At 71.7% G+C, this 11,993-nt stretch carries 10 protein-coding genes; 4 read left to right on the plus strand and 6 right to left on the minus strand.

Annotated elements, in window-relative coordinates; translation table 11 throughout:
- Window positions 1-139 precede the first annotated feature (139 nt).
- Entirely contained in the window at window positions 140-2,593 is a 2,454-nt protein-coding gene (locus tag AB5J87_RS08805) for a DNA topoisomerase (ATP-hydrolyzing) subunit A (RefSeq protein ID WP_369375786.1), read from the plus strand.
- A gap of 163 nt (window positions 2,594-2,756) precedes the next feature.
- Here AB5J87_RS08805 and AB5J87_RS08810 read toward each other — a convergent pair whose 3' ends face one another.
- Complete coding sequence (locus AB5J87_RS08810) at window positions 2,757-3,866, minus strand: GTP-binding protein (RefSeq protein WP_369375788.1); 1,110 nt, start codon at window positions 3,864-3,866, stop codon at window positions 2,757-2,759.
- Between the two features lie 274 nt (window positions 3,867-4,140).
- Here AB5J87_RS08810 and AB5J87_RS08815 point away from each other — a divergent pair, with 274 nt between their 5' ends.
- The 3 genes from AB5J87_RS08815 to AB5J87_RS08825 all read left to right on the plus strand — a co-directional run bounded on the left by AB5J87_RS08815 (window position 4,141) and on the right by AB5J87_RS08825 (window position 5,782).
- Window positions 4,141-4,848: a DUF6082 family protein gene (locus tag AB5J87_RS08815; RefSeq protein WP_369375790.1), complete on the plus strand. Its 708-nt coding sequence runs from the start codon at window positions 4,141-4,143 to the stop codon at window positions 4,846-4,848.
- 24 nt (window positions 4,849-4,872) lie between these two features.
- Complete coding sequence (locus tag AB5J87_RS08820; RefSeq protein ID WP_369375792.1) at window positions 4,873-5,451, plus strand: DUF6082 family protein; 579 nt, start codon at window positions 4,873-4,875, stop codon at window positions 5,449-5,451.
- A 94-nt stretch (window positions 5,452-5,545) separates the two neighbouring features.
- Window positions 5,546-5,782 (plus strand): hypothetical protein, encoded by a 237-nt coding sequence (locus AB5J87_RS08825; RefSeq protein ID WP_369375794.1) that lies wholly within the window; start codon window positions 5,546-5,548, stop codon window positions 5,780-5,782.
- 74 nt (window positions 5,783-5,856) lie between these two features.
- On the opposite strand, the gene AB5J87_RS08830 is transcribed toward AB5J87_RS08825, so the two are convergent.
- The 5 genes from AB5J87_RS08830 to AB5J87_RS08850 form a co-directional block, all read right to left on the minus strand.
- On the minus strand, window positions 5,857-7,434 hold the full coding sequence (locus AB5J87_RS08830) for a glycoside hydrolase family 13 protein (protein ID WP_369375796.1): 1,578 nt from the start codon (window positions 7,432-7,434) through the stop codon (window positions 5,857-5,859).
- 45 nt (window positions 7,435-7,479) lie between these two features.
- Window positions 7,480-8,355: a carbohydrate ABC transporter permease gene (locus AB5J87_RS08835; protein WP_369375798.1), complete on the minus strand. Its 876-nt coding sequence runs from the start codon at window positions 8,353-8,355 to the stop codon at window positions 7,480-7,482.
- 14 nt (window positions 8,356-8,369) lie between these two features.
- Entirely contained in the window at window positions 8,370-9,254 is an 885-nt protein-coding gene (locus AB5J87_RS08840) for a carbohydrate ABC transporter permease (protein ID WP_369375800.1), read from the minus strand.
- Entirely contained in the window at window positions 9,251-10,720 is a 1,470-nt protein-coding gene (locus AB5J87_RS08845; RefSeq protein ID WP_369375802.1) for an ABC transporter substrate-binding protein, read from the minus strand. Before AB5J87_RS08845 ends, AB5J87_RS08840 begins: the two co-directional genes overlap by 4 nt.
- Before the next feature lie 201 nt (window positions 10,721-10,921).
- Window positions 10,922-11,929: a LacI family DNA-binding transcriptional regulator gene (locus AB5J87_RS08850; protein ID WP_369375804.1), complete on the minus strand. Its 1,008-nt coding sequence runs from the start codon at window positions 11,927-11,929 to the stop codon at window positions 10,922-10,924.
- Between the last annotated feature and the right edge of the window lie 64 nt (window positions 11,930-11,993).

Genomic DNA, 11,993 nt, shown 5'->3' on the forward strand with positions numbered 1-11,993 from the left:
ATGCAAGCGCACCGACACCTGGCGAAGTTCCCGGGTCGCGGTCGGCGTTGTCAGCGGGACGGTCCACAATGGTCGGCGTCAGGAGCAGACCTTTTGGTGTCGCTGAGAAGAACTCGTTGGTGAAGGAGCCACAGCCGCGATGGCCCGCCGCAGCACGAAGACCCCGCCGCCGGACGATTTCGAGGAGAAGATCCTCGACATCGACGTCGTGGACGAAATGCAGGGCTCCTTCCTTGAGTACGCCTATTCGGTGATCTACTCGCGGGCCCTGCCGGACGCGCGCGACGGCATGAAGCCCGTCCACCGCCGCATCGTCTACCAGATGAACGAGATGGGCCTGCGCCCCGAGCGCGGCTATGTGAAGTGCGCCCGCGTGGTCGGCGAGGTGATGGGCAAGCTCCATCCGCACGGCGACGCGTCGATCTACGACGCGCTGGTGCGGATGGCCCAGCCCTTCTCCATGCGGCTGCCGCTGGTCGACGGCCACGGCAACTTCGGCTCGCTCGGCAACGACGACCCGCCGGCCGCCATGCGGTACACCGAATGCCGGATGGCCGACGCGACCCAGCTGATGACGGAGTCGATCGACGAGGACACGGTCGACTTCTCGCCCAACTACGACGGCCAGGAGCAGGAGCCGGTGGCGCTGCCCGCCGCGTTCCCGAACCTGCTGGTCAACGGCGCGACCGGCATCGCGGTCGGCATGGCGACCAACATGCCGCCGCACAACCTGGGCGAGGTCGTGGCCGCGGCCCGCCATCTGATCCGGTATCCGAACGCGGACCTGGAAGCGCTGATGCGCTTCGTGCCCGGCCCCGACCTGCCGACCGGCGGGCGCATCGTCGGCCTCTCCGGCATCAAGGACGCCTACGAGTCGGGCCGCGGCACCTTCAAGATCCGCGCCACGGCGTCGGTGGAGAACGTGACGGCCCGCCGCAAGGGCCTGGTCGTCACGGAACTGCCGTTCACGGTCGGCCCGGAGAAGGTGATCTCCAAGATCAAGGACCTGGTCGGCTCGAAGAAGCTCCAGGGCATCGCCGACGTCAAGGACCTCACCGACCGCTCGCACGGCCTGCGCCTGGTCATCGAGGTGAAGAACGGATTCGTCCCCGAGGCGGTCCTGGAGCAGCTCTACAAGCTGACGCCGATGGAGGAGTCCTTCGGCATCAACAACGTGGCGCTGGTGGACGGCCAGCCGCTGACCATGGGGCTCAAGGAGCTCCTTGAGGTCTACCTCGACCACCGGTTCGACGTGGTGCGCCGGCGCAGCGAGTTCCGCCGCACCAAGCGCCGCGACCGGCTGCACCTGGTGGAGGGCCTGCTCGTCGCGCTGCTCGACATCGACGAGGTCATCCGGCTCATCCGGTCGAGCGACAACTCGGCGCAGGCCAAGCAGCGCCTGATCGAGCACTTCTCGCTCAGCGAGATCCAGACGCAGTACATCCTGGACACCCCGCTGCGCCGGCTGACCAAGTTCGACCGCATCGAGCTGGAGAGCGAGCGCGACCGGCTCACCGGCGAGATCGACGAGCTGACCGGCATCCTGGAGTCCGACAGCGAGCTGCGCAAGCTGGTCTCCACCGAACTGGCGGCGGTGGCCAAGAAGTTCGGCACCGAGCGGCGGACCGTGCTCCTGGAGTCGGCGGGCGCGCCGGTCGCGGCCGTCGCCCTGGAGGTCGCGGACGACCCGTGCCGGGTGCTGCTGTCCTCGACGGGTCTGCTGGCCCGTACGGCCAACGGCGAGCCCCCGGCCACCGACGCCGAGCGGCGCACCAAGCACGATGTGATCGTCTCCGCGGTGCCCGCGACCCAGCGCGGCGACGTCGGCGCGGTCACCTCGGCCGGGCGGCTGCTGCGGCTCGCCGTGATCGATCTGCCGCAGCTGCCCGACACGGCCTCGGCGCCCAACCTGTCGGGCGGCGCCCCGGTCTCGGAGTTCCTCTCGCTGGAGGCCGACGAGCGGCTGATCTGCCTCACCACGCTGGACGAGTCCTCGCCCGGTCTGGCGCTCGGCACCGAGCAGGGCGTCGTCAAGCGGGTGGTGCCCGACTATCCGGCCAACAAGGACGAGCTGGAGGTCATCGCCCTCAAGGACGGCGACCGGATCGTCGGCGCGGCCGAGCTGCGCACCGGCGAGGAGGACCTGGTCTTCATCACCGACGACGCCCAGCTGCTGCGCTACCAGGCGTCCCAGGTGCGTCCGCAGGGCCGTCCGGCGGGCGGCATGGCGGGCATCAAGCTCGCCGACGGCGCCAAGGTGATCTCCTTCGCGGCGGTGGACCCGGCGGCGGACGCGGCGGTGTTCACGGTGGCGGGCTCGCGCGGCACCCTGCTGGGCGACTCGGCGGCGACCGCCAAGCTCACCCCGTTCGACCAGTACCCGCGCAAGGGCCGGGCCACCGGCGGCGTGCGCTGCCAGCGGTTCCTGAAGGGCGAGGACATGCTGGTCCTGGCCTGGACGGGCGCGGCACCGGCCCGCGCCGCGGGGACGGGCGGCGCCCCGGTCGAGCTCCCCGAGCCCGACCCGCGCCGCGACGGCTCGGGCACCCCGCTCGCCCATGTGGTGACGGCCCTGGCGGGCCCGGCCGCGTAGCGGTACGACGGTACGTGGGCGGGGCCCCGGGAGCGGCGGATGCGACCGCTCCCGGGGCCCCGCCGTCGCTGGAGCCCACCCGGCACCCGGGCCGTCCCCGGCCGCACCCGGCGCCCGGCGCCCAGGCCCCCGCCCCCGGCGCCCCGCCGCCCGCGCCCCGCCCTCACTCGTCCGCGTCCGCCGGAGCCTCCTCCGTCTCGGCGCGCTGCACATAGCGCAGGACGCCCCACATGGCGGCCTCCTCGCCGTGGCTCTCCCCCGGGGCCGCGACCGTCGCCTCCAGGTCCTTGTGCAGGCCCTCCGCGTCGATCCCGGATCCGATGAGGACCAGCTGGGTCAGCCGCTCCTCGCCGGGCGGCCAGGGCTCCGGGTAGAAGCGCAGGAACCGGCCGACGGCGTGCACCGCGTACCGGTTGCGCGGGTCGGCGCCGCCGAAGTCGACGTAGCCCTTGATCCGGTAGAGACCGGCCGGGCGGGTGTCGAGGAACGCCATGAGGCGGCGCGGGTCCATGGGCGCCGCCGAGGTGAAGGCCACCGACTCGTACGCGGTGTGCAGATGGGCGCCGTGGCCGTGCCCGCAGCCGGGGCCGCACGCCCCTTCGTGCCCGGCGTCCTGCGCCTCGTCGTCCAGCAGGTCCTCGAAGGCCAGCTGCCCGACCCGCTCGGTGCTGGGGCGGCGGTCGAAGAAGAGCTCGGGGTCGACCCGCCCGTACGCCGCCTCGACGACGGACCCGGGCCCGGCCAGGGACGCCCGCAGCCGGTCGAGCGCTGCCGGGGGCACCCGGTCCGTCTTGTTGAGCACCACCAGATCGGCCGCCGCCAGGTGCCGCTCCAGCTCGGGGTGGCGCTCCCGCGTCGCCTCGTACTCCGCCGCGTCCACCACCTCCACCAGTCCGCCGTAGACCACCCGGGGGCTCTCGGCGGCCAGCACCATGCGGACCAGCTCCTGCGGCTCGGCGAGCCCGCTGGCCTCGATGACGACGACGTCGAGGCGGGCGGCGGGCCGGGTCAGCCGCTCCAGGTAGACGTCCAGCTCGCCGGCGTCCACCGCGCAGCACAGACAGCCGTTGCCGAGCGAGAGCGTGGAGTCGCCGAGCTGACCGGCCACCGTCATCGCGTCGATCTCGATGGATCCGAAGTCGTTGACGATCGCCCCGATGCGGGTGCCCCGGCTCGCCCGCAGCAGATGGTTGAGCAGCGTCGTCTTGCCCGAGCCGAGGAAGCCCGCGAGGACGATGACGGGGATCTGCTGGCTCGGACCGGTCGGGCTCACGGGGGTGACCTCTCTCAGGGGCGGGGGTAGGGGCGGGCGCGTCGGCCGCGGGCCGCGCCCGGACGCCCGGCGGACCGGTGCCTTCCGGGCCTGCGCCCGGTCCAGGATATGGGCCCGCGCCCGCACCCCCCGGCCGCGCGGGCCGGCGCCGCGCCCCTCCCGGATGCGCCCGAGCGCCCACCGGCGGCGGCCGGAACGCCCCGCCCCGCCGCCGGGGCCGGGCATCGCGCGCGGGCGGACCGGGCAGGTTCCGGGACCACACACGGGAGGCGCCATGACAGCCACGACAGCCCGCCCCGCCTGGCTCCGCACCACCGCGAAGGCCGCCCTCTGGACGGCCGTGACGCTCGCCGGGACCGCCCTGGTGAGCGGGGCCGCGGTCCTGGTCAGCGGCTGGCTCATCGACACCGTGCAGCGCCGCGAGGGCGGCCTGGACCGCGCCGAGGGCCGCAGCCAGATCGGCAACTATTTCAGTGCGGCGAGCGCCGTGTTCTCGGGTCTCGCATTCCTCATACTCGTGGTGGCGCTGCTGCTGCAATACCAGGAACTGCGCATGCAGCGCGCCGAACTCGCGGATCAGCGCGCCGAACTGACCCAGTCCCGCCAGGAACTGCACCGCAGCGCCGAGGCCAATATGCGCTCCCTGCACGTGCAGTTGACCCGTATGGCCATGGAGGATCCCTTGCTCGCCGCGGTGTGGAACGACTTTCCGGGTATCCCTCACGAGGAGGAGCGGCAGTACCTGTTCGCCAACCTGACGTTCGGCCATCTGCTCCTCGCCCGCCAGTGGGGAAGCTATTCGGACGAAGAACTCCGGGTCCACGCCCGGTCCTTACGGAGCAGCGAGCCCTATCTACGGTACTGGGCGCTCTCCAGGGAACGGAAACTCGCGCTTCCCGAGGACAGCCACGAAAGGAAATTGGCAGAGCTGATCGATGACGCGATCAGGACCACGCCGGGGCCGCCCGCTCCCCCACAGTAGTAACAGTCGTACGGGAGAAGAGACATGATCAGCCAGCACAGAACCGGACAGCACGCCGCACCTGTCACGGCGGCGCTCGCGGCGGGCGCCGTCGCCCTGGCGGCAGCCGTGAGCCTGGCGATCGGCGCCGGGTTCCACGCGCTCGCCCCGGCGGCCGGGGCGGCCTCGGCGGGCGGGGTCTTCGCCGGCCTCGCGGTGGCCGCCGGGGCCGCCGGACTCGCCCTCCAGCATCGGACACTGGCCCGCCGGCTCGCCCTGGCCGATCAGCACCGGCTCCATTTCGACCTGCTGAGCAAGGCCATGGACGACCCGGATCTCGCCGCCGTCCTCGACACGTTCACGGAAGAGGTGCCGCCGCGCAAACAGCGCCAGTTCCTCTATGCCAACGCGCTCTACAGCAATGTGGTGCACGCGTACCGGACGGGCTCCACGAGCGAGGTCGAGATCGGCGGGCATCTGCGGGTGATCTGCCGCAGTCCTATTTTCCGAGAGTACTGGGAACTCACCCGCCAGCACCGGGCCGTACTCGACCACTCCTCCCAGGAGGCACGGCTCGGCAGGCAGGTCGACGAGATCGTGGAAAACATCAGCCGGTTGAGGTAATCCTCACCAATTCCGTATGCGCACACCACAACAGCCGCGAGTCTGGTTGTCTGTCCCAAGTCCTAGAGTCCTCCAAGACATTGGAACGGTCCAGGTGGAAATCGTGCGCAGGGTCGGTGCCTCCCCGCGACAGCGCGGCAGCATGTCGGGGCAGACCTGCCCCGACATCTTCGAGCTGGCGAACGGCGACTTCGCCGTCATCGGAACGGACAGGACCGAGGCGTTGGAAGGAAAGCTGCCGAGCGATGCCGGGCGGGCGGATTACGAGCGCATTGTGGTGATCCCGCGCGCCACGCTCGTCCGCGCAAAGGCGGACATCCCCGAAAAGTAAGGAGCACATAAGCAATTCCCGTGCGGCGGGCCACTGGAAAGGCCCGCCCCTTTCGGCGGCGGTGCGGACGGCGGTCAGGGCGCCAGCCACACCGCCGTGTCCGTCGGCAGCCGCCCGGCCGCGTCCAGCGGTCCGCTGGCGAGCAGCAGTTCGGTGTGGTCCGGCAGCGGTACGGGGTCCGGCGCCAGGTTGACCAGACACACCGGCCCGGGCGGGCGGGCGAAGGCGAGCACACCGGGCGGGGCCTCCAGCCACGTCAGCGGCCCGTCCCCGAAGCCGGGCCGGGTCCGGCGCAGCCGCAGGGCCCGGCGGTAGAGGGCGAGCATGGAGTCCGGGTCCCCGGCCTGCCGGTCGGCCGCGTACCGCGCCCACTCCGGCGGCTGCGGCAGCCACGGCGTCCGCCACGGCTCGGCGGTCCACGGCAGCGGCACCCGGCAGCCGTCCCGGCCCGGATCGGTGCCGCCGGAGCGGAAGTGCATCGGGTCCTGGATGCGGTCGCGGGGCACCTCGGCCTCGGGCAGGCCCAGCTCCTCGCCCTGGTAGAGGTAGACCGAGCCGGGCAGGGCGAGCGAGAGCAGCGCGGCGGCGCGGGCCCGGCGGGTGCCGAGCGCGAGGTCGCAGGGGGTGTCGAAGCGTTTGGCGGCGAAGTCGAAGCCGGTGTCCGCGCGCCCGTAGCGGGTGACCGTGCGGGTGACGTCGTGGTTGGAGAGCACCCAGGTGGCGGGGGCGCCGACGGGGGCGTGTTCGGCGAGGGTGTCGTCGATGGCGGCCCGCAGCCGGTCCGGCTCCCAGGGGCAGGACAGGAAGGCGAAGTTGAATGCGGTGTGGAGTTCGTCGGGGCGCAGATAGCGGGCGAAGCGCTCGCTGTCGGGCAGCCACACCTCGCCGACGAAGACCCCGCCGTACTCGTCGGCGATCGCCCGCCAGGAGCGGTAGACGTCATGGACGCCGTCCACGTCGACGAACGGGTGCGGGCCTTCGCCCTCGGTGAAGTCGGGCAGCGCCGGGTCCTTGACGAGCAGCGCCGCCGAGTCGATGCGGACCCCGGCCACCCCGCGCTCGAACCAGAACCGCAGCACCTCCTCGTGCTCGCGGCGGACCGCCGGATGCGCCCAGTTGAGGTCCGGCTGCTGCGGGGTGAACAGGTGCAGGTACCACTCGCCGTCCTCGGTACGGGTCCACGGCGGCTCCCCCGCGAACTGGGACGGCCAGTCGTTGGGCGGCAGTTCGCCCCGCTCGCCCCGGCCCGCCCGGAAGTGGAACAGCGCGCGTTCGGGGCTGCCGGGACCGGCCGCGAGCGCGGCCCGGAACCACGCGTGCCGGTCGGAGAGGTGGTTGGGCACGATGTCGACGATGGTGCGGATGCCGAGGCCCCGGGCCTCCGCGATGAGCTTCTCGGCCTCGGCGAGGCTGCCGAAGGCGGGGTCGACGGTGCGGTAGTCGGCCACGTCGTAGCCGCCGTCGGCGAGCGGTGAGAGGTACCAGGGCGTGAACCACAGGGCGTCGACGCCCAGTTCGGCGAGGTAGGGCAGTCTGGCCCGGACCCCGGCGAGGTCCCCGGTGCCGTCGCCGTCGGCGTCGGCGAAGCTGCGTACGTACACCTGGTAGATGGCGGCCGAGCGCCACCAGTCATCCGGTTCGAGGGCGGCCACGTGCGGTCCTTTCGGGCGGCGGGGCGGGAGGGGCGGCGCGGCGGGTCAGCCCTTGAGGCCGCCCGCGGTCAGACCGCTCATGATGTTGCGCTGGAAGACCAGGAAGACGATGAGCGTGGGCAGGCTGGCCATGGCGAGCGCGGCCGTCAGCCAGTTCTCGGGGACGCCCTGGGCCAGCGAGTAGATGCCGACGTTGAGGGTCTGCCGGGAGGGGTCGGGCAGGGTGAGCATCGGCCAGAGGAAGTCCTTCCAGACGCCGACCACCGCGAAGATCGAGACGACGCCGAGGACGGGCCGGGAGACGGGCAGCACCACGGACCGCAGGGTGCGCAGGGGCGAGGCCCCGTCGATGGCGGCGGCGTCCAGCAGCTCGCGCGGGATCGAGTCGAAGAACCGCTTCAGCAGGAAGATGTTGAAGGCGTTGGTGACGGACGGCAGCCAGATCACCCAGGGCGAGTCCAGCAGATTGCGCCGGAAGACCGGCACGTCCAGCACCGTGAGGTACTGCGGTACGACGAGGACGGCCGCCGGGATCATCAGCGTGGCCAGCATCATCGCGAGGATCTCCCGGCCGAACAGGGGCCGCAGGCGGGAGAGCGAGTAGGCCGCGGCGACGTCCAGGACCAGCTGGAAGACCAGCGCGCCGCACGCGTACCAGAGGGTGTTGCGCAGCAGCCGGGCCAGGTCCATGACCTTCCAGGCGTGGGCGTAGTTCTCGGTGTGGGCGCCGTGCGGGACCAGGGTGGGCGGGATCCGGGTGAACTCGTCGGTCGATTTCAGCCCGTTGGTCGCCATCCAGTACAGCGGCCCCGCGAAGACCAGCGTGAACACCACGATCACCAGGGTGAACACGGTCCAGTAGACGGCCTTGCCCCGGGTCCGGCCCAGGGCCGCCGGTGAGATCAGGGTGCGTGTCGACATGTCTCCCGCCGTCCTCACTGGCCGTCGCCGTCGCGGCTCAGCCGTACGTAGGCGGCCGAGAACCCGGCGAGCAGGACGAGCAGACAGAGCCCGAGCGCGGCGGCGCCGCCGTAGTCGTTGAAGTTGAAGGCGTACTGGTAGATCAGATAGACCACGGTCGTGGTGGACCCCTCCGGGCCCGCGCCATTGGTCAGCAGGAACGGTTCGGTGAACACCTGCATCGTCGCGATGATCTGCATCAGGAACATCAGCGACAGCACCAGCCGGGTCTGCGGCACGGTGACGTGCCAGATCTTGCGCAGCAGCCCGGCCCCGTCCAGCTCCGCCGCCTCGTACAGCTCGCCCGGGATGCCCTGCAGCGCCGCCAGGTAGACCAGGGTGGCGCTGCCCATGTTCATCCAGGTCGCCGCGATCACCACCGAGACCATCGCGGTGCCGGTGGACTGGAGCCACTGCTGGGCGGGCAGGTGCAGCAGCTCCAGTACGCGGTTGAAGAGCCCGTACCCCGGGTCGTAGAAGTACTTGAAGAGCAGCACCGAGGCGACCGGCGGCAGCATCACCGGCAGATAGACGAGCATCCGCAAGTACCCCTGGCCGTGGCGGAGTTCATTGAGCAGCACGGCGACCAGGAAGGGCAGGGCGAAGCCGAGCACCAGCGCGAGCCCGGTGAACAGCAGGGTGTTGCGCCACGCCTGCCAGAACGCCGGGTCGTGGAAGACATGGCTCAGATTGGACCAGCCGGCCCAGGTGGTGCGCCCGCCCTCGGTCTTCTGGAAGGCCAGGACGAACTCCCGGGCCATCGGGTACCAGGAGAAGAAGGCGAAGCAGAGCACCGCGCCGATCAGGAAGCCGTGTGCGGTCAGCTGGCGCTTGAGTGCGGGAGGGGCCGTCCTCGTCATCGGTTCGCCAGGACCTGGTCGACCTGGGAGCGCGCGGTGGAGAGCAGCTTGTCGACGTCCGCGTTCCGGTTGGTCAGGACCCCGGACATCACGTTGTCGAGGACCTTGTAGATCTCCTGGGCCCGGGGCGGCTCGGCCTTGCCGGGCACCGGATGGTCGCGGTACGCGCGGAAGTTGGCCACCGGCATCGTCGCGTTGTCGGCGCGCGCCCGGTCGTCGGCGGTCTTGGTGGCGCCGAGGAAGAAGTTGGGCTGCGGCACACCGACCGGCAGCCCGTCCGCCTTGGTGCGGGCCCAGTCGAACTGCCCCTTGCCCGGCGAGAGCGTCTTGAGGTTCAGCCAGGCGATCGCGGCCTTGATCTTGTCGGGCGAGCTGCCCTTCTTGATCATGTATCCGTTGCCGCCGCCCAGGGTGGCCCGGCCGCCGGGGATCGGCCCCATGCCGAAGTTCTCGTACTTGGCGCCCAGTTGCTGGACCATGTACGCGATGTCGTCGGGCGCGGCGAGGAACATCCCCAGCTTGTCCGCGGTGATCTGCTTCTGCAGGTCGCCCCACTTCAGCAGCTGGGTCCTGCTCATGCTGGCGTCGGTCCAGCGCATGTCGTGCAGGTTCTGGACGACCTGGCGGCCGAGGGCGTCGTCGAACGCCGCCCTGGTCCCGTCGGCGGAGACCACCTCGCCGCCCAGGCCGTAGAGGGCGGCGGTGAAGTGCCAGCCGCCGGTGTTCTCGGCGCTGTAGTCGCCGTATCCGTACACCCCGTTGCCGAGCGCCGCGATCGCCTTGGCGTCGGCGCGGACCTCGGCCCAGGTGGCCGGCGGCTGGTCGGGGTCGAGACCGGCCCGGCGGAAGAGCGTGCGGTTGATCAGCAGGCCCATGCGGTAGTTGCTGGTGGGCAGGCCGTAGAGCTTGCCGTCGCGCTTGAGCACGCCGAGGACGTCCGGGTCGATGTCGGCGAGCGCCGGGACGGACTTCGGGGTGACGTAGGGGCCGATGTCGGCGGCGCCGCCGTTGTCGAGGACCTGCTGGAGATCGGTGAAGTACGTGTAGAAGACGTCGGGCTGCGACTTGGCCTTCAGCATCGCGGTGAACCGGGCGGGCTCCTCGCACTGGCCGGGCGTCGACTTCCCGACGATCCGGACGTTCGGATACGTCTGGTTGAAGGTGGCGACGTCCTCCTTCCACTCCTTCAGCTCGGCCGCCTTGGCGGCGGGCGGCATGCAGTCGATGGTGAGCGTGACCTTGGTCTTGGGGTCGAGCGGGGCCGCCGGGTCGGACGAACCGCCGCCTCCCGAACGGGTGTCGGCGCCGCCGCTGCTGCTGGTGCCGCAGGCGGCGAGGACGGTCAGGGCGGCGGCGCACAGCAGAGCGGTGGCCGGGGCGCGGCGGCCGGGGCGGATGCGGCGGGCGGGGCCGGTGGGGTGAGCATGGCCGGTGGGGCGGGCGGGGCGGAGCCGGATGCGTCTCATCGATGGTCCCCTTCGGGCTCAGCGTGACAGTGCCCCCGGCCGAGGGGCCCCGGGGCGCGGCACACTCAACCACCGACAGCAGATGGACGCAATATCTCGCGCTGAATTCGCAAATGATTGACAGCCCTCTGCACACAGAAGCGCGCCGGGCGAAGTCGCCCGGCGCGCAGGGGTGTTGGGGGATCCCGGCGGGAGGTCCGGTCAGCGCGGCGCCTGCGCCGTGGAGCCGCGCACCACCAGCTCCGGCTCGAAGAGCAGCTCGCCCGCCGGCACCACACCGCCCCCGATCTGCGCGGACAGCAGCTCCACCGCGGCCCGGCCCATCGCCTCGATGGGCTGGCGCACGGTGGTCAGCGGCGGCTCGGTGCAGTTCATGAAGGCGGAGTCGTCGTACCCCACCACCGACACGTCACGGGGCACGCCCAGCCCCCGGCGCCGGGCCGCCCGCACCGCGCCGAGCGCCAGCGGGTCGCTGGCGCAGATGATCCCGGTGACCCCGCGCTCCAGCAGTCTGGAGGCCGCCGCCTGGCCGCCCTCCAGGGAGAACATCGCCCGCTCCACCCGCTCCCCGGGCAGCTCCTCGCCGGACGCGGCGGCCAGCGCCAGGGCCGCGTCCAGCTTGCGCTGGGAGGGCACGTGGTCGGGCGGGCCGAGCACCAGTCCGATGCGGCGGTGGCCGAGCGAGACCAGATGCCGCCACGCCTGCTCCACCGCCACCGCGTCGTCGCAGGCCACACAGGGGAAGTCGAGCCGGTCGATGGAGGCGTTGATCAGCACGACGGGCACCTTGCGCTCGGCCAGCTGCCGGTAGTGCCCGTGCGGCGCCTCCCGCTGGGCGAACAGCCCGCCGGCGAAGACCACCCCGGAGACCTGCTGCTGGAGGAGCAGCTCGACGTAGTCGGCCTCGGAGACCCCGCCCTTGGTCTGGGTGCAGAGCACCGGCGTGAGCCCCTGCTGGGCCAGCGCACCCCCGATGACCTCGGCGAACGCGGGGAAGATCGGGTTCTGGAGCTCCGGCAGGACCAGCCCGACCAGCCGGGCGCGCTCACCGCGCAGCTGGGTGGGGCGCTCGTAGCCGAGGACGTCGAGCGCCGTGAGCACGGCCTGCCGGGTGGATGCGGAGACCCCCGGCTTGTCGTTGAGCACCCGGCTGACCGTGGCCTCGCTGACCCCGACCTTCTTCGCCACCTGAGCAAGTCGTCGCGTCATGCGCGCAAGAGTAGCGCAAGCCGTGCAAGCGGCTTGCGTAGCAGGGGGATGCCGCCCCGGGAGC

Origin of the sequence: Streptomyces sp. cg36, from assembly GCF_041080675.1 — a bacterium.
Lineage (GTDB): Bacteria > Actinomycetota > Actinomycetes > Streptomycetales > Streptomycetaceae > Streptomyces.

Excerpts from the sequence above, each read along its gene's own strand:
- AB5J87_RS08805 (WP_369375786.1), top strand. The coding sequence starts at position 140 with ATGGCCCGCCGCAGCACGAAGACCCCGCCGCCGGACGATTTCGAGGAG.
- AB5J87_RS08815 (WP_369375790.1), top strand. The coding sequence starts at position 4,141 with ATGACAGCCACGACAGCCCGCCCCGCCTGGCTCCGCACCACCGCGAAG.
- AB5J87_RS08820 (WP_369375792.1), top strand. The coding sequence starts at position 4,873 with ATGATCAGCCAGCACAGAACCGGACAGCACGCCGCACCTGTCACGGCG.
- AB5J87_RS08835 (WP_369375798.1), bottom strand. The coding sequence starts at position 8,355 with ATGTCGACACGCACCCTGATCTCACCGGCGGCCCTGGGCCGGACCCGG.
- AB5J87_RS08840 (WP_369375800.1), bottom strand. The coding sequence starts at position 9,254 with ATGACGAGGACGGCCCCTCCCGCACTCAAGCGCCAGCTGACCGCACAC.
- AB5J87_RS08845 (WP_369375802.1), bottom strand. The coding sequence starts at position 10,720 with ATGAGACGCATCCGGCTCCGCCCCGCCCGCCCCACCGGCCATGCTCAC.
- AB5J87_RS08850 (WP_369375804.1), bottom strand. The coding sequence starts at position 11,929 with ATGACGCGACGACTTGCTCAGGTGGCGAAGAAGGTCGGGGTCAGCGAG.